The following is a 20,863-nucleotide window of genomic DNA, read 5'->3' on the forward strand; positions in this document are numbered from 1 at the left end:
TGCACCGGCGTGCCCACCAAGAACGTCCCTCAGACCACAGGCAAGCGCCTACCCTCCTGAGCATGGCTGCTTCCGTGACGCTCAGTGACGTCGCCCGCGAGGCCGGCGTCTCGCTGGCCACCGCCTCCCGCGCGATCAACGGCAGCGCCAACCGCACGGTGCGCGCCGACCTGCGCGACCGCGTGCTGGCCGCGGCGACCCTGCTGCGGTACACCCCGGACGCGAACGCGCAGGCGATGGCGCGTGGTCGGACGACGTCGCTGGGTCTCGTCGTGCACGACATCGCGGACCCGTACTTCTCCTCGATCGCGGCGGGCGTCGCCCGTGCCGCCGACCGCGCCGGCCTGCAGGTGACCCTCGCGAGCACCCAGCACGACCCCAGCCGCGAGAGCGGGCTGGTCGACCTGCTGAAGCGGCAGCGGGCCCGCGCGATCGTCATCGCGGGCGGCCGCCTGGACGACCAGGCCACCAATGACGAGCTCCGCGCGGCCCTGGCCGACTACCGGGCCGTCGGGGGGTCCGTCGCCCTGATCGGTCAGCCGATCCTGGGTGTCGACAGCATCGTCGTCGACAACGCGCAGGGCGCCGGGGACCTGGCCAAGGCGCTGCACGGTCGCGGATACCGCCGGTTCGCGATCCTCGCCGGCCCCGCCGACCACCTCACCGCGTGCGAGCGGCGGGACGCCTTCCGCGGCGCGCTCGCCGAGCTGGGCTGTCCGGTGCCGGACGACGCGGTGATCACGAGTGCGTTCACGCACGAGGGTGGCGAGGACGCGATGCGGGCTCTGCTGCGCGGCACCGAGCTGCCGGAGCTGGTGTTCGCGGTCAACGACGTCATGGCGCTCGGGGCGCTCGCGGCCGGTCGGGAGGCGGGAATCCAGGTGCCGCAGGACGTGGCGCTCGCGGGATTCGACGACATCTCTACCCTGCGTGACGTCGTCCCGGCACTCACGACCGTCCGGATCCCGCTGGTCGACATCGGGATCGCCGCCACCGAGCTCGCGCTCGCGGAGGCGTCCGACGAGCCTCGCCTGACGCACGTCCCGACGCAGGTGGTCCTGCGCGACTCCACGCCCGGTCGCTAGAGACTGCGCCACGCCCAGACACCCGTCGCCGAGGCCTCCAGCTCGAGCAGGTGGGTCGCCATGCGCAGTCGCGCGCGGTCGGGGTCGCGGGCGGCGACGGCCGCGAGGATCGCCTCGTGCTCGACGAACGCCCGATCCTCCGCGCCCTCGTCGGACAGCCCGCGCCACAGCCGGGTCCGGGACCCTCGCCCGGCGAGGCCGACGACGAGCGCGGCGAGCACGGGGTTGCCGGACGCGCGGGCGACCTCCGCGTGGAAGGCGAGGTCCGCGTCGACGAGCCGGTCGTGGTCGAGCGGGAGCTCCACCAGGGCGCGCGCCGTCTCGTCGAGCGCGGCGCGCAGTCGGGTGAGCGACGCGTCGTCGATGTGCAGGGCGGCCAGACCGGCGGCCTCCGTCTCCAGGAGGCGCCGAACGGAGTGGAACGCCGACGCGGCGTGCTGGAGCTCGGCGACGAAGCCGACCGGCGCGAGCAGCAGCGCGGGGTCGAGCGTCGTCACGTACGTGCCGTCACCGTGCCGTGACTCGAGGATGCCGAGGGTGCCCAGCGCGTGGACGCCCTCGCGCAGGGAGCCCCGGGAGACGCCGAGGGTGACAGCGAGCTCCTTCTCGGCAGGCAGCCGCTGACCTGCCTGGAGCCGTCCGTCGAGGATCATCTGCTTGACCCCGTCGACGACGTCATCGGAACGTGACACGGAGCGAACCTAGCCGTTGCGGGAGTCAGAACGAGTCGAACGGGAGCCCGTACACCTGGGTGGCCGTACCGCCGAGCACCGCGGCGCGGTCGTCGTCGCTCAGCTGGTCGACGGTCGAGCGCAGTCCGTTCCAGACCTGGGAATAGGAGTCGCCCTGCAGGAGCGCGTACGGCCAGTCGCTGCCGAGCATGAGTCGGTCGGGACCGAACACCTCCAGCGCGCGGTCCACGGCGGGTCGCAGGTGGTCCGGAGTCCAGCCCGCACCGGCCGCGGTGGCGAGTCCGGACACCTTGGCGACGACGTTCGGCATCTGCGCGACGGCGCCGAGCAGCGCGGACCAGCGCGTCCAGCCGTCGCGGTCGCCGGCCCGCAGCGCGGCGAGCGGGGGAGCGCCGAGGTGGTCGAGGACCACCGTGAGCTTGGGGTGGTTCTCGGCGAGGGTCGCGACGTGCGCCAGGGCCGTCGGCGTGTGCGCCGTGAGGTCCAGCGTCAGCCGCCGCTCGGTCAGCAGCGTCAGGCTGTCGTCGACGGCGGCGCCGAGCAGCCACACAGGGTCGCGGGAATCGTGTCCGCTGGGCCCTCGATGGCCGATGCCGACGATCGGCTCACGGCGCCACTTGTCCAGCTGCGTGGCGGCGGCGTCGGGGGCGTCGAGGGGGACCCACGCCACGACCCCGGCGACGCGGGGGGACGAGAGGGCCTGGAAGAGCATGAGCTCGGAGTCCGCGCGGTTGTCGGCCGCCTGCACGAGGACCACCCAGGCGACGTCCTCGTCGGCCAGCTGGTCCTCGATGTCCGGGACCCGGTACGTCCGGTGCACCCCCGCGTTCTCCGCGGTCATCCAGGGGTAGTGCACCGTGTCCGGGTTCCACACCTGGAGGTGGGCATCCACGACATTGGGCATGGATCGGACGGTAACAGTGGTCCGATGTCTGAGCGCCGCCGGGATCCGATCCCTCATCGAACCCTCATGTGACCGCTCAAGTCATCGGATGACGTGCCTCACCGGCCGACGGCGTAGCCCTGCATTCCCCGCGGGTTCGCCGCTGCGACCAGCAGCCCGTCTGACCGCAGCCCGGCCGCGCTGAGCCGCCCGAGCTCCCACGGCCCGACGGTCTCCACCTGGTGCCCTCGCGACGCCAGCGCGTCCAGCACGTCCGCCCCGAGTCGTGACTCGGCGACCAGGCCGAGGGGTGTGTGGGTGCGCGGGTAGAAGGATCCGGGCACGTGCGACGAGTGCCAGGTCGGCGCATCGATCGACGCCTGCAGGCTGGCGCCGCCCACGAGGTGTCGCAGCAGGAACGGCACGGTCCACTGGTCCTGCTGGTCGCCGCCCGGGGTGCCGAACGCGACGCCCGAGCCGTCGTCCTCGAGCAGCAGCGCGGGACTAAGCGTCGTCCGCGGGCGCTTGCCCGGGGCCAGGCTGTTGGGCAGCCCCGGCTCCAGCCAGAACATCTGTGCACGCGTCGGCAGGGCGAACCCGAGGCCGGGGACGACCGGGCTCGACTGCAACCACCCTCCCGAGGGTGTGGCGGAGACGCGGTTGCCCCAGCGGTCGACGACGTCCACGTGGCAGGTGTCGCCGGGGCTCAGCCCGATCGGTGAGACGGTGGGCTCCCCGACGCCGGGGCCCGATGCCGCCCCGTCGCCTTGTACGGTGGCGGAGAGGCGCGGCACGCGACCGTCGGGCGAGCCGGGCACGAGGCCGTCCGCGGCGACGCGCCCGACGAGCGACGCACGCGACGCGGCGTACGCGGCGGAGAGCAGGGTGTCGAGCGGGACGTCGTCCACGTCGCCGTACCAGGCCTCCCGGTCGGCGAACGCCAGCTTGGCCACCTCGACCACGGTGTGCACGAGCTCGACGGTGTCGTTGGTGCGGACGAGGTCGCCGACGCCCAGGGCCTCGAGCATCGCGAGCTGCTGCAGGAGCACCGGCCCCTGCCCCCAGGCGGCGGTCTTGTGCACTGTCCGCCCGGCGAACCGCAGCGACGTCGTCGTCTCCTCGGTCGCTCGCCAGCCGGCCAGGTCCGACGCCCGCAGCAGCCCGGTGTGGCGTCGGCCCGACGAGTCCTGCACGGCGACGCCCGAGTGGAACGCGTCGACGGCCTCGGCGACGAAGCCCTCGTAGAACGCGTGCCGCGCGGCCTCGATCTGCGCCTCGCGCGAGCCGCTGCCCACCAGGAGCCGCTCGAAGGTGTCCGCCAGTGTCGGGTTGCTGAACCGTCCGCCCGCTGCCGGGACCTCCCCGTGCGGCAGGTAGACCGCAGCGGACGTGGGCCAGTGCTCGGTGAACATCGGCGCGACCGTCTCGATCGTCCTGGACGCGGCCCGGACCAGCGGGTAGCCGTCGCGCGCGTAGCCGATGGCCGGCCCGAGCACGTCGGCGAGGGGCAGCGTGCCGTACCGCGCGAGCAGGTCGAGCCAGGCGCCGAACGCGCCGGGGACCACGGCCGCCAGGTGCCCGGTGCCGGGGACGAGATCCAGGCCGAGGTCACGGTAGGCGTCGATGGTCGCTGCGGCCGGTGCGGTCCCCTGCCCACAGATCACGAAGGTGTGCCCGTCGTCGGCGCGGTGGCCGATGATCGGGGCGTCGCCACCGGGGCCGTTCAGGTGCGGTTCGACGACGCTCAGTGTGAACCCGGCGGCGACCGCGGCGTCGAACGCGTTGCCGCCGGCCTCCAGCGTCCGCATCCCGACGGACGACGCCAACCAGTGCGTCGAGGCGACCATGCCGAACGTCCCGACGAGCTCGGGGCGGGTGGTGAACACATATCGATCTTGCCCCACGGGCGAATCAACGTCCGATCGACGACGGAGACATACCCCGAGCGGGCGAATTTTGGGACTATTTCGGCCGGTTTGCCCTAATCTGGGCCCACCCGAACAGGCTTCTCTCGAAGGGAAAGTCCATGCACCTGAAGCGTCTCCTCGTCCTGCCGCTCGCGGCCGGGCTCCTCGTCGCCAGTTCCTCGATGGCGAGCGCCGGGGAAATCACTGGCACCGGTGAGCGCACCGGCGCCTACACCAAGTCCAACTCCGAGTGTGCGTTCTCCGGCCTCGAGGACGGCGAGGAGGATCCCACGGCTCCGGCTGGCCCGGGTGCCACCCCGCAGAACTGGGGCTCAGCCAAGAAGGCGGCGCTCGCCGGGATGTTCGGTCCCGACTTCGACACCATGGAAGAGCTCAAGGCGGGCGGCGTCGCCCCGGGCACGTCCTGCAACGGCCACCTCTCCGGTCGCAAGTAGCTCTTCCCCCTCATCCCTACTCACTGCATGACCCGGCCCCCGGTCGCGTTGCTCTGTCGAGCGCGCGGCCGGGGGCATTTCTTTGCCTTTCCCGTGCGCATTCTTGGACCCCCTTCGCCCACGGTGCGCGCCGGTTCTGGGCCGCATCGATCGGTGGAGGTGTGGTCTACACCCCGCCCTCGAAGCCCAGCTGTCGCCACGCCTCGTAGGTGGCGACGGCTGCGGCGTTCGACAGGTTCATCGACCGTCGCCCGGGAAGCATCGGGATCCGCACCTGCGCCGTGATCCGCGGATGCTCCAGGACCGACTCCGGCAGGCCGGTCGGCTCCGGGCCGAACAGGAGGATGTCGTCCGCGCGGTAGGAGAGGTCGCTGTGGTGCTGCGTGGCGTGGGTGGTGAACGCGTAGACGCGCCCCGGCACCGCGTCGAGCAGGGCGTCCAGCGACGGGTGCACCACCACGTGCGCGAGGTCGTGGTAGTCCAGGCCGGCGCGGCGCAGCTTGGCCTCCGACAGGTCGAACCCGAGCGGTTCCACCAGGTGCAGCGTCGAGCCGGTGCCGGCCGCCAGCCGGATGGCGCTGCCGGTGTTGCCGGGGATGCGGGGCTCGAAGAACGCGACGTGCAGCACCCGGCGATCCTACGGATAGCGTGGGGTCATGCCTTTTGTTGCCGACGACGGCCGCTACGACTCGATGACCTACCGCCGCACCGGCCGCAGCGGCCTGGACCTGCCCGCGCTGTCGCTGGGCCTCTGGCACAACTTCGGTGACACCACCCCGCTGGACACCCAGCGCGCGGTCCTGCGTCGCGCGTTCGACCTCGGCATCACCCACATCGACCTCGCCAACAACTACGGCCCGCCGTACGGCTCCGCCGAGGAGAACTTCGGCCGCATCCTGGCGTCCGACCTTCGCCCGTACCGCGACGAGCTGGTCATCTCCTCCAAGGCCGGCTACGACATGTGGCCCGGTCCGTACGGTGACGGCGGCTCGCGCAAGTACCTGCTGTCCTCCCTCGACCAGTCCCTGACGCGGATCGGCGTGGACTACGTCGACATCTTCTACTCGCACCGCCCGGACCCGTCGGTCCCGGTCGAGGAGACGATGGGCGCCCTGCACACGGCGGTGACCAGCGGCAAGGCTCTGTACGCGGGGATCTCCAACTACACGCCGGCGCAGACGCGGGTCGCGCAGCAGGTGCTGGCCGACCTGGGCACCCCGCTGCTCATCCACCAGCCCAGCTACTCGATGTTCAACCGGCACATCGAGAACATCGCCGACGGCCAGAACGAGAGCCTGCTCGACGTCGTCGGCGACCTCGGGATCGGCACCATCGTGTTCTCCCCGCTGGCCCAGGGTCTGCTCACCGGCCGGTACCTGTCGGGTGAGGTGCCCGCCGACTCCCGCGCGGCCGTCGGCCACTTCCTCAAGCCGACCGCCCTGTCCGAGACGTACCTGTCCCGGGCGCGGGCGCTGAACGAGATCGCGTCGGGCCGCGGGCAGTCGCTCGCCCAGCTGGCCCTGTCCTGGGTCCTGCGCGACGACCGCATCACGTCGGCGCTCGTCGGCGCGAGCTCGGTCGCCCAGCTGGAGGACAACGTCAAGGCGCTCTCCGCCGCCCCGCTGACGACGGACGAGATCGCCGCGATCGACCCTCACGCGGTCGACGGCACGGGCCGCTGACCTCTGGGCGCCGACCCCCGCAGGCTGCGCCCCACCTCCGCGAACTCGTCAGTTCGCGCCGAACTCGTCAGCTGCAACAACCGAGCTCGGCGCGGACTGACGAGTTCGCTGCGAGGTGGCGAGCTCGGCGCCGCGGCGGGGTGGGTGTGGGGTGCGCAGGGGTCAGGTGGTGCACAGGCGCGATGCGAGCCAGGCCAGCTGGCGGGCCGTGTGGTGGGCCTCGCCGCCCTCGTGGTGGTTGTACGGGTAGACGGCGATCTCGCGCTGCGCGGCGTACGCGTTGTGAGCCGCGAAGACCGTCGACGGTGGGCAGACCGTGTCGCGCAGGCCGGTCGCGAACAGCGCCGGGGCGGTCGCGCGCCGGGCGTGGTGGACTCCGTCGACGTACGAGAGGGTGCGGAGCGCCTGGTCGGCGGCGCCGCGGTGGACCGCGAGGTACCGGACGATCTCGCCGTACGGGTCGGCGTCGGTGATCGCCAGGGCGCGCGGGACGTCGCAGAGGAACGGCGCGCTGACCATCACCGCGGCAAGGTCGGGCACCAGGCCGGCGACGGCCAGCGCGATCCCGCCGCCCTGGCTGTTCCCGATGACGGCCACGTGGGAGACCCCCGGCAGGGCACGAGCGGCGTCGACGGCGCGGACGGCGTCGACGAGCACGCGGCGGTAGTAGTACGTCGCGGGGTCGAGGATGCCGCGCGTGACGAAGCCCGGGGCGGCCGGGTCGGAGCCGACGGGGTCCGGGGTGTCACCGCCGGAGCCGTACTGGCCGCGGGTGTCCATGAGCAGATGCGCGTACCCGGCGGCGGCCCAGGTCAGCCGCTCCTGCGGCAGCCCGTGACCGCGTGCGGGTCGCCGACGAGAGACCCGACCTGCGCGGCTCTGCCGACGATCGCGAGCACCACGTCGTGCGCGACGGCCTCCTCGTCGGAGACGGGGACCGTGGTCAGGCGCCCACCGAACCGTTCCGTGGCAGCCGCGACCTCGTCGACGACGGTCTGCGCGACCGGTCCGTCGCCCGACCCGACCGCGACCAGCACCCGCCGCGACCCGAGCGCCCGGAACGCCTCGTCGGGCAGCCACATCGGGTGCACGGCCGTCACCAGTCGTGCACCGTGCCGTCCTTGAGCCGGTTGAACGGCAGGTACGCCGCCTGGTACGGGTACCGCGCGGCCGCGTCGTCGTCGTAGGTGACGCCGAGACCGGGCGCCTCACCGGGGTGCAGGTAGCCGTCCTCGAACGTGAACGTCTGCCGGAACACCTCGTCGGAGCGGGCGCCGTGCTGCATGTACTCCTGGATGCCGAAGTTGTGGATCGCCAGGTCCAGGTGCAGAGCCGCGGCCATGCCGACGGGGGAGATGTCGGTCGGTCCGTGGATGCCGGACTTGATCTGGTACTGCGCGGCGAAGTCGAGGATCTTGCGCAGCGCGCTGATGCCGCCGGTGTGCGTGACGGCGGAGCGGACGTAGTCGATGAGCTGCTCGCGGACCAACGTCTGGTAGTCCCACACGGTGTTGAACACCTCGCCGATCGCCAGCGGCGTGGTCGTGTGCTGCCGGACCAGCCGCAGCGCCTCCTGATTCTCCGCGGGCGTGCAGTCCTCGAGCCAGAACAGGTCGTACGGCTCGAGGTCCTTGCCGAGGCGGGCCGCCTGGATCGGGGTCATCCGGTGGTGCCCGTCGTGCAGGAGGGGGACCTCAGGGCCGAACTCGTTGCGCACGGCCGCGAACACCGCGGGGATGTGCCGCAGGTAAGCGCGGGTGTCCCAGTCCTCCTCGGCCGGCAGCGGGGCGCGCTGGGCGGGCTCGTAGTCGTAGCGGCCCGACGACGACGGCTGCGCGGCGACCCCGTAGACGGCGTCGATGCCCGGGACAGAGGTCTGCACCCGGATGGAGCGGAAACCCTGCTCCTGGTGGTGTCGGATCGAGTCGAACAGCTCGGGCAGGTCCCGGCCGCTCGCGTGGCCGTATGCCATGATCCCGGTCCGGCTCGCCCCGCCGAGCAGCTGGTACAGCGGCAGCCCGGCGATCTTCGCCTTGATGTCCCACAGGGCCACGTCGACCGCGGCGATCGCCGCCATGGTCACCGGGCCCCGCCGCCAGTACGCCGAGCGGTAGAGGAACTGCCAGGTGTCCTCGATGCGGTGCGCGTCCCGCCCGAGCAGGAGCGGCACCACGTGGTCGGACAAGTACGACGCCACCGACAGCTCGCGGCCGTTCAGCGTCGCGTCCCCGAGCCCGACCACTCCGTCCTGCGTGGTGATCCGCAGCGTGACGAAGTTGCGGTCCGGGCTGGTGACCAGCACCTCCGCCGACCGGATCGCGGTCCCTCGGTCGGTGGCGGGGGCGAGGTCGCCCGGCTGCGTGCTCATGCGTGCTCCGATCCGCCGACGACGTCGTCCGCGCTGCTCCAGTACGTGCTCCGCGCTCCACCGTAGGGGGTCGCGAGGCGGAGGACAAACGTTTGCCGGTTGTTGCCAGATCCGCACCGGACCGCCACGATGGGAGCGCCCCGCCGGTCGGCAGGGCACCGGAGACGCTCGACGAGGACCCATTGACCAGGCCACCCACCCTCCGCGACGTCGCGGCCGCCAGCGGCGTGGCCATCTCGACCGCGTCCCGCGCCCTGACCAAGCCGGGCCGGGTCAACGAGCGCACCGCCACGCGCGTCCGCGAGGCGGCGCTTCAGCTGGGCTACTCGCCGAGCCCGTCGGGCCGGGCCCTGAGCTCGGGCCGCACGCGCATGGTCGCGCTCGTCGTCCCCGACGTCACCAACCCCTACTTCTTCGGGATCGTGCGCGGCACCGCGGCCCGGCTCCGCGCCGACGGCTACGTGCACGTCCTGGTCGACGCCGAGGAGTCGGTCGAGGCGGAGGAGCGTGCGCTGCGCGCGCTGCGCCCCACGGTCGACGGGGCCGTCCTGGCGGCCTCCCGGCTGAACGACGACCGGCTGACGTCCTGGTCGCTCGAGTTCCCCATGGTCACCGTGAACCGCCCGGTGCCCGGCCAGTCCGGGGTCCTCGTCGACACCGCCGGCGGCACCGGCCAGGCGCTCGCCCACCTGGCCTCGCTCGGGCATCGTCGCGTCGCCTACGCGGGCGGCCCGCGCGCGTCCTGGTCCGACCGCCGCCGGCGCGCGGTCCTGCGCACGGCCGCCAAGCGGCTGGGCGTCGAGGTCGTCGGCCTGGGGCCGTTCGCCCCGCGCCGTGAGGACGGGGCGGCCGCGGCTGACGCCGTCCTGCACGCCGACGTCACCGCGGTCCTGGCATTCGACGACCTGCTCGCGTTCGGCATCCTCGACCGGCTGGCGGAACGGGCCGTCGACGTGCCCGGGGCGATGAGCGTCGTCGGCTGCGACGACGTCTTCGGCGCCGACCTGGTCCGGCCCGGTCTGACGACGATCGCGGCCCCGCTGGAGCGTGCCGGGCACGCGGCGGCCGACCTCCTGCTGGCGCGCCTGGACCCCACCCACCCGGGCGGCACCGTGACGGTCGAGCTGCCCACGCACCTCGTCGTCCGGGGCTCCACCGGCACCGCACCCCTGCGCGTCGTACGCTGACCACCACAAACACCGTGACGGAGCCCGTCCGCAGCCACGAGGATGCGCGGATGCTCCCCCTCCCCGAGATCGCCCGTGTCGCCGCGACCGTCGACCCGTCGTGGCGCAGCCCGGTGGCCGACGCGGTCGCCGACGCGTGGGGGATCGCCCCCGGCGCCGCCCGCTGGCTGCGCTCGAGCGCGACCCACGTGTTCGTCGTCCCGCCCGACGGCGACCCCCGTGGCGTGCTGTTCGTGCGCTTCGTCCCGGCGTCGCTGCGGACGGTCCGGGACCTCGAGGCACCGGCCCGCCTGCTCGGGGCCTGGTCCGAGCACGGCGGGACCGTGGCGCCACTGCCGTCGGGGGCCGGTCTGCTCGTCGAGACGGTCCCGACGGCGCTCGGCACGATGCACGCCACCGTCGTGCCCGCCGCGCAGGGGGAGGAGCTCGAGCTCGAGGACCTGACGTCGTCGCTCGCGCAGTCCTGGGGTGCTGCCCTGGCGCGTTTGCACCGGGACGCCCCGCCGCTGACCGCCGCCGACGAGCCACCGCCGCTCGACCTCGATGCCCTCGACGACGACCCCGACGTGCTGGCGTCCGCCCGCGCTGTCCTGGCCGAGGTCGATCGGGCCGACCATCCCCGGGGCACCCTGCACGGGGACTTCGAGCTGGACAACATGCGCTGGGCCGACGGCCGGCCCACGGCGTTCGACGCGGACGAGGCGCGCACGGGCCCGTTCGTGCAGGACATCGCCGCCGCGGTCCGCGACCTGGTCGGTGATTCACCCGGGCGGGTCGAGCACCGGACGCTCCTCGCGGACTTCCTGACCGGCTACCGCCGTGTCCGGCACCTCGAGTACGACGAGGTTGCCGCCCTCGAGCTCCACGGTGCGGCGGTGGCCGTCCGTGGGCTGGTCGCGCTCGCGCACCTGGAGGTCGACGCCGTCGCGGACGAGGAGCCGTGGGCGGTCGGGCTGCGGGCGACCCTGGTCGAGCACCGGCAGAGGTTGCGCGCCCGTGTCCTGGCAGTCACGGTGGCCCGATGACGCTCTCCGAGGTCGACCTGATCCACCTCAGCCGCGCGGTCGAGCTCGCCCGCGAGGCCCTCGAGGACGGCGATGGGCCCTACGGCTCCGTCCTGGTCGACGCGGCCGGACAGGTCCGGTTCGAGGACCGCAACCGCGTCAAGGAGGGCGACGAGACCCGCCACCCCGAGCTTGAGATCGCCCGCTGGTCCGCGAACCACCTGACGCCCGACGAGCGCGCCGCGTCGACCGTCTACACCTCCGGCGAGCACTGCCCGATGTGCGCCGCGGCGCACGCCTGGGTCGGCCTGGGCCGGATCGTCTACGCGGCGTCCTCCGCGCAGATCAGCGGCTGGCGCGCGGGCTGGGGCCTTCCGCCGGGCCCCGTCGCAGCCCTGCCGATCACCGTCGTCGCCCCGGCGATCCCGGTCGAGGGGCCCGTCGACTCGCTCGTCGACGAGGTCCACGACCTGATCCGCCGCAACCACGGCATCGACTGACCTCGTTCCGTCAAGCACGTCGGCACGTCGAGGTCGCGCGTCGAGCTGGTCCGGGCGCGCGGTCGGTGACGCGCGTCAGGCCGACTCGGGCACTCCGTTCAGCGCAGCGAGGAGCCCCGGGCCGTGCCGCTCGAGCTTGGTCGCGCCCACCCCGCTGATCCCGCCGAGCGCCTCCAGCGACGTCGGCCGCTGCGTCACCACCTCACGCAGCGTCGCGTCGTGGAACACCACGTACGCGGGGACGCCCTGCTCCTTGGCCACCGCGGCACGCCAGGCTCGCAGCACCTCGAACAGCTCCAGGGCATCGTCCGACAGGTCTGCGGCGGCGGTTGCCCGGGCGCCGCGCGTCCCCCGCGTCCGCACGACCTTCTCGGTCTCCCGCCGCAGCCGCACCTCGCGGTCCCCGCGCAGCACGTCCGCGCTGTCGGGAGCCAGACGCAGGGTGCCGTACCCGTCGGAGTCCACACCGAGCAGCTCCATGGCCAGCAGCTGCCGCACGACGCCGCGCCACTCCCCGTCGGACAGGTCCTGCCCGACCCCGAACGTGCTGAGGTCCTGGTGCCCGAGCTGCGTGACGCGCGGTGTCACCTTGCCGCGCAGGATGTCGACCAGGTGCCCGACGCCGTACCGCTGCCCGCGCTGCTCCAGGCGGACGACCGTCGACAGCAGCTTCTGCGCCGCGACGGTCCCGTCCCACGACTCCGGCGGCGTCAGGCAGGTGTCGCAGTTGCCGCACGGCTGCGACGTCTGACCGAAGTAGTTGAGCAGCTGCACCCGGCGGCACGACACGGTCTCGCAGAGCGCGAGCATCGCGTCCAGGTGGGCGGTCAGCCGGCGCTTGTGGGCGGCGTCGCCCTCGGACGTGTCGATCATCCGGCGCTGCTGCACCACGTCGGCGAGCCCGTAGGCGAGCCAGGCCGTGGAGGGCAGCCCGTCACGTCCGGCGCGGCCGGTCTCCTGGTAGTAGCCCTCGACGGACTTCGGCAGGTCCAGGTGCGCGACGAACCGGACGTCGGGCTTGTCGATGCCCATCCCGAACGCGATGGTCGCGACCATCACGATCCCGTCCTCGCGCAGGAACCTCGACTGGTTCCGTGCCCGCACCTGCCGGTCGAGGCCCGCGTGGTACGGCAGCGCGGTCACGCCGTGGTCCACCAGGAACTGCGCCGTCTGCTCGACCGAGTTCCGCGAGAGGCAGTAGACGATGCCCGCGTCGCCCTCGTGCTCGGTGCGCAGCAGGTTGAGCAGCTGGTCGCGCGGCTTGTCCTTGGGCGCGATCCGGTACTGGATGTTGGGCCGGTCGAAGCTGGCGACGAAGTGCTTGGCGTCCCCGAGCTGCAGCCGCTGCGCGATCTCCGCGTGGGTCTGCTCGGTGGCGGTGGCAGTCAGAGCGATCCGCGGGACCTCGGGCCAGCGCTCGTGCAGCATCGACAGCTGGAGGTAGTCGGGCCGGAAGTCGTGCCCCCACTGGGACACGCAGTGCGCCTCGTCGATGGCGAACAGCGAGACCGTCCCGCGGTCCAGCAGCTCGATGGTCTCCCGCACCCGCAGGCGCTCGGGCGCCAGGTACAGCAGGTCGAGCTCGCCGGCGAGGTAGGCGTCCTCGACCTTCCGGCGCTCGAAGGACTGCTGCGTCGAGTTGAGGAACCCGGCCCGCACCCCCAGCGCGGACAGGGCGTCCACCTGGTCCTGCATGAGGGCGATCAGGGGGGAGACCACGACCCCGGTGCCCTGCCGGACCAGCGCGGGGACCTGGTAGCAGAGCGACTTGCCGCCGCCCGTCGGCATGAGCACGAGTGCATCACCGCCGCGCACGACGGTGTCGATGATCTCGGCCTGCTCGCCCCGGAAGGCGTCGTACCCCCACACCGTGTGCAGCACCTCGGCCGCGGCAGCCAGGGCGGCCTCCGGGTCGAGGACCTGCGCCACCTCGCGCGGGATGTCCGGTCGCGGCGGGGGAGCGGACCGAGCACCACGGACCGACGCCGCCGACGGCTCGTGCTCGGGCGGTGCGGCGTCGTAGAACGGGTCGAACGGCGGCTCCTCGTCCAGAGGCCAGTCCGGTACGTCGCTACCCCACCCGTCAGTCACGCGGCACACCCTACGTCCGACCGCCGACGTGTCGGCCGGGTCCTCCACAGTGCCGAGCACGGCGCCGCGCAACGACCCCGGGTCGTCCGTAGGGTGGGCGCATGGCAACCGCACTCATCACCGGCGCGTCCGCAGGCCTGGGCCTGGAGTTCGCCTGGCAGCTGGCCACGGCCAAGCACGACGTCGTCCTGGTCGCACGCAACGAGGAGCGGCTGAACCGCCTCGCCGCCCAGCTCGAGGCCGCGGCCGGCATCCGCGCCGAGGTGCTCGCCGCCGACCTGTCCGACCGCGCCGACGTCGAACGCGTCGCCGACCGGCTGCGCGCCACCGAGCGCCCCGTCGGTCTGCTGGTGAACAACGCCGGCCTGGGCCTGAACCAGCGCTTCGTCCCCGGCAGCCTGGCGGACGAGGAGACGGCGCTCGCGCTCATGGTCACCGCGGTGATGGTCCTCTCGCACGCGGCCGCGGGCGCGATGGTGTCGCGGGGCCGTGGGGCGATCCTGAACGTCGCGTCGGTCGCCGCCCTGCTCACGTCGGGCACGTACTCCGCGCACAAGGCCTGGGTCCGGGTGTTCACCGAGAGCCTCGCCGTCGAGCTGCGCGGCACCGGCGTCACCGCCACGTCGCTGAACCCGGGCTTCGTGCACACGGAGTTCCACGAGCGCGGCGAGATCGACATGACCGCCTACCCCGAGATCGCGTGGCTGAATGCGGAGGACGTGGTGGCCACCGGCCTTGCAGACGTCCGCCGCGGCGCCGTCCTGTCCACCCCCAGCCTGCGCTACCGGGCACTGTCGGCGGCCGCTCGGCTGGCCCCGCGGTCGGCCATCCGGGCGTTCGGCCGCTACCGCCGCTCGTTCCAGGGCCAGGACACGGACGCCCCCACCGTCGGCTGACCCGCCCGGTAGCCTGACCGCCGTGACTCACGACCTCCCCCCGACGCCCCGCGAGCAGCTGCTCGAGCTCATCCGGACCCTCGCGGTCGTGCACGGGAAGGTCACGCTGTCGTCCGGTCGTGAGGCCGACTACTACGTCGACCTGCGCCGCGTCACGCTGCACCACCGCGCCGCCCCGCTGATCGGGCACCTGCTCCTGGACCGTCTGGAGGAGGTCGGCCTCGGCACCGCGGAGATCGACGCCGTCGGCGGACTGACCCTCGGTGCCGATCCCGTCGCGACCGCGCTCCTGCACGCGGCCGCGTCCCGGGGTCAGGACCTCGACGCGTTCGTCGTCCGCAAGGAGGCGAAGGCGCACGGCATGCAGCGTCGCGTCGAGGGCCCGGACATCGCCGGCCGCAAGGTTGTCATCCTGGAGGACACGTCGACCACGGGCGGCTCGCCCATCACCGCGATCGAGGCGGCGCGCGAGGCCGGTGCCGAGGTGGTGGGTGCCGCCGTCATCGTGGACCGCGCGACCGGTGCGCAGGCCAAGATCGAGGCGCTCGGCGTCCCGTACCACTACCTGTTCAGCCTGACCGACCTCGGCCTGGCCTGACCCGACCATGGGCGACGCCCTGTTCGGCGTGCTGATCGTCGGCGGCCTGCTCGTCATCCTCGGACTGTTCTTCGCCTCGTTCTGGGTGCAGAAGAAGCGCCACGAGCGGTTCCGGGCGTGGGCGCTGCGCAACGGGTGGTCCTATGCCGAGTCGGAGCGGGCGCTCATCGACATCTCGGGCGGGCAGCCGTTCGGGCAGGGGAGTGCCCGGCGGGCCATCGAGGTCCTGCGCGGCACCCACGACTCACGACCGGCGCTGTCCTTCACGTACCAGTGGACCACCGGCAGCGGGAAGAACCGGAGCACCCACCGCGCGCACATCGTCGGGCTGGCCCTGCCGACATACCTGCCGACGGTCGAGGTGACTCCCGAGGGGATCGGCGCCCGGCTGGCCAAGCTGGTCGGCGCACAGGACGTCCAGTTCGAGTCCGAGGACTTCAACCGCGCGTACCGGGTGGCGGCCACGGACCAGCGGACCGGGCACGCCATCCTGCACCCGCGGCTCATGGAGCGCCTGCTGCAAGGTGACGCCCTCGGGAACGCGTGGCGGATCGGCGGCACCTGGATCCTGTCGTGGGAGACCGGCACCACCGACCTGGACCGTCTGGCACCGCGGCTGGGCCTGCTCGCCGCGGTCGTGCGGGCGATCCCGCGGCACGTCTGGCAGGACCACGGGTACGACCCGACGCCGACCACGATCGGGCAGCCTGACACCTGACGGCGACCACCCGACGCTACGATCGGCGCACCCGCCCGACCTCCGAGAGGCCCTGCTGTGTCCACCGGTGTCATCGTCCTGATCGTCGTCGCCGTGATCGTCGTGATCGCGCTCATCTGGGCCGTCTCCACGTACAACGGCTTCGTCCGCCTGCGGAACCTGGTGCAGGAGGCGTGGCGGCAGATCGACGTCGAGCTGCACCGTCGGCACGACCTGATCCCCAACCTGGTGGAGTCGGTCAAGGGCTACGCCGCCCACGAGCGGGGTGTGTTCGACGAGGTCGCCCGCGCCCGCGCCGCCGCCGCCGGACCGGCCTCGGGGCCGGCGGAGCAGGCCGCCCAGGAGAACCAGCTGACGCAGGCGCTCGGCCGGCTGTTCGCCGTGGCGGAGGCCTACCCGGTGCTGCGGGCCAGCGAGAACTTCCAGCAGCTCCAGGCCGAGCTGACCAACACGGAGGACCGCATCGCGGCGGGCCGCCGGTTCTACAACGCGAACGTCCGTGAGCTGAACACGAAGGTCGAGACGTTCCCGGCGAACATCATCGCCGGCATGTTCCACGTCGAGCGGGCCGAGTACTTCGAGGTCCAGGAGCCCAGCGTGCGCGCGGCGCCCGAGGTCAGCTTCTAGACCCGACCGACCAGGTCCTGCACCGAGTCGAGGATCTCCGTCGGCCGGAACGGGAAGCGCTCCACGTCGGCCAGCCGCGTCGATCCGGACAGGACCAGGAACGTGCGCAGCCCGGCCTCGATGCCGGCGACGACGTCGGTGTCCATCCGGTCGCCGACCATCACGGTGGTCTCGGAGTGCGCGTCGATCCGGTTCAGCGCGGAACGGATCATCATCGGGTTGGGCTTGCCGACGAAGTACGGCTGACGCCCGGTGGCGGCGCTGATCATCGCCGCGACCGCACCGGTGGCCGGCAGGTCACCGTCGGCCGAGGGCCCGGTGACGTCCGGGTTGGTGGCGATGAACCGGGCGCCGCCCTGGATCAGGCGGATGGCCTGGGTGATCGCCTCGAAGGAGTACGTGCGCGTCTCGCCGAGGACCACGAAGTCCGGCTGCGCGGCGGTCAGCGTGTAGCCGGCCTCGTACAGCGCGGTGGTCAGCCCGGCCTCGCCGATCACGTATGCGGAGCCGCCCGGCATCTGGTCGGTGAGGAACTGCGCGGTGGCCAAGGCCGAGGTCCAGATGGCGTCCTCGGGTACGTCGATCCCGGACGCGGCAAGGCGCGCGCGCAGGTCACGCGTGGTGAAGATCGAGTTGTTGGTCAGGATGAGGAACGGGCGGTCCCCTTCGCGGAGCGCCTTGACGAACTCCGCGGCGCCGGGGAGGGCCGTCCCCTCGTGCACGAGCACGCCGTCCATGTCGGACAGCCAGGAGCGGATCTCCCTCGGTCCGTGGTGCGTCACGCGTCGAACGCCTTGCGCTCGACCTCGTCGCGCTCCTCTTGCGTGTCGTACCGCGGGTCGCGGCCGGCCTCGTCGACGGGGAGCCCGGCCGCCAGGAGCTTCTTGTCCTTGCGGTTCTTGCGCCACACCTCGACGATCACCGGCAGCACCGACATGAAGACGACGAGGATCAGGAGCGCCTCGATGTTCTCCTTGATGAACGTGATGTTGCCCAGCAGGTAGCCGAGCAGCGTGACGCCCCCGGCCCAGAGCACGACGCCGATCGCGTTGAACAGCGCGAAGTGCCGGTACGGCATGCGGCCCACGCCGGCGGCGACCGACGCGTAGGTGCGCACGAACGGGATGAACTGGGCCACGATCAGCGTCCGCCCGCCGTACTTGTCGAAGTAGGCGTAGGTCTGGTCGATGTAGCGCTGCTTGAAGAACCGCGAGTCGGGCTTGCTGAACACCCTCGGCCCGAGCGTGCGACCGATCAGGTAGCCGGTCTGGGTGCCGGCGTAGGCGGTGGCGATGAGGATCAGGCACAGCGCCCAGATGCTGATCTCGATCTCGAGCGACTCCTGCGCGACGAGCGCGCCCGCCGTGAACAGCAACGAGTCGCCGGGCAGGATCGGGAACAGCAGGCCGACCTCGATGAAGACGATCGCCATGATGCCGAGCAGCACCCACGGCCCGAACGAGTCGATCAGGTACTGCGGGTCGAGGAAGTCGGGCCCGAGGGCGGCGACGGGTCCGGCGGCCGTGAGGGCGGTCGTCATCAGCATGCGCCCAGAGTACGGGGGCGCCGGTGGGCGGCCCGGGAGGGGAATGTGCGGACCGTGTGCGGCACGATCCCCGACAGGTGCTGAACAATGGCGCCGTGCGGGCCACCGTGAAGGACGTCGCAGCCCGGGCGGGCGTGTCGCCGAAGACCGTCTCCAACGTCATCCACGGTGTCGTGTTCGTGCGTCCGGAGACGCGCGAGCGAGTGGAGCGTGCCCTGGCTGAGCTGGACTACGTCCCGAACCTCGGCGCGCGCGGGCTGCGCAACGGCCGGTACGGCCTCATCGCGCTGGCTCTGCCCGACCTGTCGACGGCGTACTCGGCCGAGCTGGCGCACCACTTCGTCGAGGAAGCGCACTCGCGGGGCTGGTCACTGCAGATCGAGGAGACGGCTGCGGAGCCGGGCCGCGAGCGCGACCTGCTGTCCCGCGCGCGGTCGCACCTGGTCGACGGGCTCGTCCTCAACCCCGTCTCCCTGGCGGACTCGGCCGTGCCGGCGGTGCTGGGGCCGTTGCCGCCGACGGTGCTCATCGGCGAGGTCGTCCAGGACCGGGCGGACCACGTGGGCGTGGACAGCGTGCAAGCCTCGCGGGACGTGGCGGAGCACCTGCTGGCGACGGGCCGCAGGCGCATCGCCGCCGTGGGTACGCCCCCGGTCGGGGTGGAGACGGCGGCGGCCCTGCAGCGCACCGAGGGGTACCGAGCTGCCCTCGTGGCGGCCGGCCTCGTGCTGGACCCGGACCTCGAGATCCCAGTGCGGTACTGGACGACGGAGCTGGCGGTCGAGGCCACGCGTGCCCACCTTGCCCGGCACCCGGTGCCGGACGCCTTCCTGTGCTTCACGGACTCGATGGCGCTCGGCGTGCTCAGCGTGCTGTGGGAGCGAGGGCTCCGGGTGCCTGACGACGTCGCGGTGGCGGGGTTCGACGACGTCGCCTCCGCCCGGTATGCGGTCCCTCCGCTGACCACCGTGGCGTTCGACCTGCGTGGCTACGCGGCGGCCGCGCTGGACCTGCTCAGCGAGCGCATCGCCGACCCCGGCCGGCCGCCGCGACAGGTCGTGTTCCCCCACCGGGTCGTGGTCCGCGCCAGCACCGGCTGACGTCGCGGCTGGTCACAGGCGCAGTGACACGCGTGTCGGCGAGTTCGTTGCACCGCCGTTCTAACGATGTAATGATGCGATTCGGACACGGCGACGACGCCGGGCCCGGCTACCGACGACGACGTCGGACGCGTCTCACGAAGGAGTGAGGGCATGGCACCGCACCACTTTGCGCACCGGCGCACCGCCGACTTGGTCCTGCCACCCGGGCCGGGCCTCACCCGGCGCCAGATGCTGGTCGGGTCCTTGGCCACGGTCGGAGGCGTCGCAGCCGCCTCGGCGCTCGCCGGGTGTGCCCCGCCGGCGGCGGCGAGCGGTCTTCACGAGCTCGCCTACTGGCACCTGCTCAGCGGCGGCGACGGCATCAACATGGCCGGCCTCGTCGACAAGGTGAACGCCCTGGACCACGGGTACGAGGCCACCCAGACCGTGCTGGCCTGGGGTGCGCCGTACTACACCAAGCTGGCCATGGCGAGCGTCGGCGGTCGGTCGCCCGACGTCGCGATCATGCACGCGTCACGGGTGGCCGGGTACGCGCCGGGCGGGCTGCTGGACCCGTGGGACCTGGACCTGCTGGCCGAGTTCGGCGTCGAGGAGTCCGACTTCCTCGAACGTGTCTGGGCCAAGGGCGGGCTGGACGGCAAGCAGTACTCGATCGCCCTCGACTCGCACCCGTTCATCATGATGTACAACCTCGACGTCGCCGAGCAGGCCGACGTGCTCGGTTCCGACGGCCAGCTGGCGCCGATCGACAGCCCCGACCAGTTCCTCGAGGTCGCCCGTGCCATGCAGGCGGTGACCGGGAAGCACGGCCTCTCGTACGGGTACCTGGGCGACGGTGCCCAGATGTGGCGGCTGTTCTACACGCTCTACAAGCAGCACGACGCGGAGTTCGACCTGTCCGGCCTGACTGCGGTGGTCGACGACGACGCCGCGGTGGAGTCGCTGGAGTTCATCCAGCAGCTCCTCGACGGCACCATCTGCACGCCCAGCGGCGACTACGGCACGGCCGTCTCGGAGTTCATGTCCGGTGAGAGCGGGATGTTCTTCACCGGCGTGTGGGAGCTGCCCACCGCCAAGAACTCGGGCCTGGCGTTCGACGCGCAGCCAATCCCGACACTGTTCGGCACGCCGGCCGCCTACGCCGACTCGCACGCGTTCACGCTGCCGCACCAGTCCAGCCCCGACCCGGAGCAGCGGCGGGCGAGCTACCAGTTCGTTGCCGACCTCCTGCAGAACTCGCTCGGCTGGGCCGAGGCCGGGCACATTCCCGCCTACCAGCCCGTGGTGGAGAGCGACGAGTACCAGGCGCTCGAGCCGCAGGCGCACTACGCGTCCGCCGCGGAGATCCTCAACTACGACCCGGAGGCGTGGTTCACCGGGTCCGGCAGCGACTTCCAGAACTACTTCCTGGAGACCGTGCAGGGCGTGTATCTGGAAGGCGCCGACCCGGCCGAGGGCTTCGCCGCCTTCGTCCGCCGCGTGAACGTGCAGCTCGCCAAGCCCAACCCGGTGTGACCCGAA

At 72.4% G+C, this 20,863-nt stretch carries 21 protein-coding genes and 1 pseudogene; 12 read left to right on the forward strand and 10 right to left on the reverse strand.

Features of this window, described 5'->3' with window-relative positions:
* The first annotated feature begins 62 nt into the window (after nucleotides 1-62).
* On the forward strand, nucleotides 63-1,085 hold the full coding sequence (locus ASG23_RS14230) for a LacI family DNA-binding transcriptional regulator (RefSeq protein ID WP_056026026.1): 1,023 nt from the start codon (nucleotides 63-65) through the stop codon (nucleotides 1,083-1,085).
* On the opposite strand, the gene ASG23_RS14235 is transcribed toward ASG23_RS14230, so the two are convergent.
* The 3 genes from ASG23_RS14235 to ASG23_RS14245 all read right to left on the reverse strand — a co-directional run bounded on the left by ASG23_RS14235 (nucleotide 1,082) and on the right by ASG23_RS14245 (nucleotide 4,507).
* Nucleotides 1,082-1,777 carry a FadR/GntR family transcriptional regulator gene (locus ASG23_RS14235; protein ID WP_056026028.1) on the reverse strand — a complete coding sequence of 232 codons (696 nt, stop codon included), beginning with the start codon at nucleotides 1,775-1,777 and terminating at the stop codon, nucleotides 1,082-1,084. The genes ASG23_RS14230 and ASG23_RS14235 overlap by 4 nt on opposite strands.
* A 25-nt stretch (nucleotides 1,778-1,802) precedes the next feature.
* Nucleotides 1,803-2,681: an amidohydrolase family protein gene (locus ASG23_RS14240; RefSeq protein WP_056026030.1), complete on the reverse strand. Its 879-nt coding sequence runs from the start codon at nucleotides 2,679-2,681 to the stop codon at nucleotides 1,803-1,805.
* A 98-nt stretch (nucleotides 2,682-2,779) separates the two neighbouring features.
* Nucleotides 2,780-4,507 carry a gamma-glutamyltransferase family protein gene (locus ASG23_RS14245; RefSeq protein ID WP_200941620.1) on the reverse strand — a complete coding sequence of 576 codons (1,728 nt, stop codon included), beginning with the start codon at nucleotides 4,505-4,507 and terminating at the stop codon, nucleotides 2,780-2,782.
* A 179-nt stretch (nucleotides 4,508-4,686) separates the two neighbouring features.
* On the opposite strand from ASG23_RS14245, the gene ASG23_RS14250 reads away from it, so the two are divergent.
* Nucleotides 4,687-5,022, forward strand: a complete 336-nt coding sequence (locus ASG23_RS14250; RefSeq protein ID WP_056026034.1) for a hypothetical protein — start codon at nucleotides 4,687-4,689, stop codon at nucleotides 5,020-5,022.
* 166 nt (nucleotides 5,023-5,188) lie between these two features.
* Here ASG23_RS14250 and ASG23_RS14255 read toward each other — a convergent pair whose 3' ends face one another.
* Complete coding sequence (locus ASG23_RS14255) at nucleotides 5,189-5,650, reverse strand: tRNA (cytidine(34)-2'-O)-methyltransferase (RefSeq protein WP_056026037.1); 462 nt, start codon at nucleotides 5,648-5,650, stop codon at nucleotides 5,189-5,191.
* Between the two features lie 28 nt (nucleotides 5,651-5,678).
* On the opposite strand from ASG23_RS14255, the gene mgrA reads away from it, so the two are divergent.
* On the forward strand, nucleotides 5,679-6,704 hold the full coding sequence (gene mgrA, locus ASG23_RS14260; protein WP_056026039.1) for an L-glyceraldehyde 3-phosphate reductase: 1,026 nt from the start codon (nucleotides 5,679-5,681) through the stop codon (nucleotides 6,702-6,704).
* 162 nt (nucleotides 6,705-6,866) lie between these two features.
* On the opposite strand, the pseudogene ASG23_RS14265 reads toward mgrA, so the two are convergent.
* The 3 genes and pseudogenes from ASG23_RS14265 to manD form a co-directional block, all read right to left on the reverse strand.
* Nucleotides 6,867-7,544: pseudogene (locus tag ASG23_RS14265) on the reverse strand (acetylxylan esterase); the annotation flags it as partial.
* Nucleotides 7,517-7,804, reverse strand: a complete 288-nt coding sequence (locus ASG23_RS20590) for a hypothetical protein (RefSeq protein ID WP_235521128.1) — start codon at nucleotides 7,802-7,804, stop codon at nucleotides 7,517-7,519. The gene ASG23_RS20590 and the pseudogene ASG23_RS14265, both read right to left, overlap by 28 nt.
* The gene (manD, locus tag ASG23_RS14270) at nucleotides 7,801-9,072 is read right to left on the reverse strand and encodes a D-mannonate dehydratase ManD (RefSeq protein WP_056026040.1); all 1,272 of its coding nucleotides are present in this window, start codon (nucleotides 9,070-9,072) and stop codon (nucleotides 7,801-7,803) included. The genes ASG23_RS20590 and manD overlap by 4 nt, the downstream gene beginning before the upstream one ends.
* A 182-nt stretch (nucleotides 9,073-9,254) precedes the next feature.
* Here manD and ASG23_RS14275 point away from each other — a divergent pair, with 182 nt between their 5' ends.
* Genes ASG23_RS14275 through ASG23_RS14285 form a run of 3 tightly spaced genes read left to right on the forward strand, consistent with a single transcriptional unit; the run spans nucleotide 9,255 to nucleotide 11,763 of the window.
* Nucleotides 9,255-10,259, forward strand: coding sequence for a LacI family DNA-binding transcriptional regulator (locus ASG23_RS14275; protein ID WP_056026042.1), 1,005 nt, complete (start codon nucleotides 9,255-9,257; stop codon nucleotides 10,257-10,259).
* A 50-nt stretch (nucleotides 10,260-10,309) separates the two neighbouring features.
* Nucleotides 10,310-11,284 (forward strand): phosphotransferase enzyme family protein, encoded by a 975-nt coding sequence (locus ASG23_RS14280; protein ID WP_056026044.1) that lies wholly within the window; start codon nucleotides 10,310-10,312, stop codon nucleotides 11,282-11,284.
* Complete coding sequence (locus ASG23_RS14285) at nucleotides 11,281-11,763, forward strand: nucleoside deaminase (RefSeq protein WP_056026046.1); 483 nt, start codon at nucleotides 11,281-11,283, stop codon at nucleotides 11,761-11,763. The genes ASG23_RS14280 and ASG23_RS14285 overlap by 4 nt, the downstream gene beginning before the upstream one ends.
* A gap of 75 nt (nucleotides 11,764-11,838) precedes the next feature.
* Here ASG23_RS14285 and recQ read toward each other — a convergent pair whose 3' ends face one another.
* Nucleotides 11,839-13,854, reverse strand: coding sequence for a DNA helicase RecQ (recQ, locus tag ASG23_RS14290; protein ID WP_082516247.1), 2,016 nt, complete (start codon nucleotides 13,852-13,854; stop codon nucleotides 11,839-11,841).
* Nucleotides 13,855-13,955: 101 nt separating this feature from the next.
* Here recQ and ASG23_RS14295 point away from each other — a divergent pair, with 101 nt between their 5' ends.
* From ASG23_RS14295 to ASG23_RS14310, 4 genes are read left to right on the forward strand one after another with little or no spacing between them, the layout of a single operon-like run.
* Nucleotides 13,956-14,750: an SDR family NAD(P)-dependent oxidoreductase gene (locus tag ASG23_RS14295; RefSeq protein ID WP_056026047.1), complete on the forward strand. Its 795-nt coding sequence runs from the start codon at nucleotides 13,956-13,958 to the stop codon at nucleotides 14,748-14,750.
* A gap of 22 nt (nucleotides 14,751-14,772) precedes the next feature.
* Entirely contained in the window at nucleotides 14,773-15,348 is a 576-nt protein-coding gene (gene pyrE / locus ASG23_RS14300; protein WP_056026049.1) for an orotate phosphoribosyltransferase, read from the forward strand.
* A gap of 7 nt (nucleotides 15,349-15,355) precedes the next feature.
* Nucleotides 15,356-16,066 (forward strand): DUF3137 domain-containing protein, encoded by a 711-nt coding sequence (locus ASG23_RS14305; protein ID WP_056026051.1) that lies wholly within the window; start codon nucleotides 15,356-15,358, stop codon nucleotides 16,064-16,066.
* 57 nt (nucleotides 16,067-16,123) lie between these two features.
* A complete protein-coding gene (locus ASG23_RS14310) occupies nucleotides 16,124-16,693 on the forward strand; it encodes a LemA family protein (RefSeq protein ID WP_056026053.1) in 570 nt (189 codons plus the stop codon).
* Here the strand turns inward: ASG23_RS14310 and ASG23_RS14315 are convergent.
* Both ASG23_RS14315 and ASG23_RS14320 read right to left on the reverse strand, forming a co-directional pair.
* A complete protein-coding gene (locus ASG23_RS14315; protein WP_056026370.1) occupies nucleotides 16,690-17,430 on the reverse strand; it encodes an HAD-IIA family hydrolase in 741 nt (246 codons plus the stop codon). The genes ASG23_RS14310 and ASG23_RS14315 overlap by 4 nt on opposite strands.
* A gap of 41 nt (nucleotides 17,431-17,471) precedes the next feature.
* Nucleotides 17,472-18,239, reverse strand: coding sequence for a VTT domain-containing protein (locus tag ASG23_RS14320; protein ID WP_056026055.1), 768 nt, complete (start codon nucleotides 18,237-18,239; stop codon nucleotides 17,472-17,474).
* A 95-nt stretch (nucleotides 18,240-18,334) separates the two neighbouring features.
* Between ASG23_RS14320 and ASG23_RS14325 the strand changes: the two genes are divergently transcribed.
* Entirely contained in the window at nucleotides 18,335-19,339 is a 1,005-nt protein-coding gene (locus ASG23_RS14325; RefSeq protein WP_056026373.1) for a LacI family DNA-binding transcriptional regulator, read from the forward strand.
* A 153-nt stretch (nucleotides 19,340-19,492) separates the two neighbouring features.
* A complete protein-coding gene (locus ASG23_RS14330) occupies nucleotides 19,493-20,857 on the forward strand; it encodes an extracellular solute-binding protein (protein ID WP_082516193.1) in 1,365 nt (454 codons plus the stop codon).
* Nucleotides 20,858-20,863 lie beyond the last annotated feature (6 nt).

Source organism: Cellulomonas sp. Leaf395 (assembly GCF_001424125.1).
Lineage (GTDB): Bacteria > Actinomycetota > Actinomycetes > Actinomycetales > Cellulomonadaceae > Cellulomonas.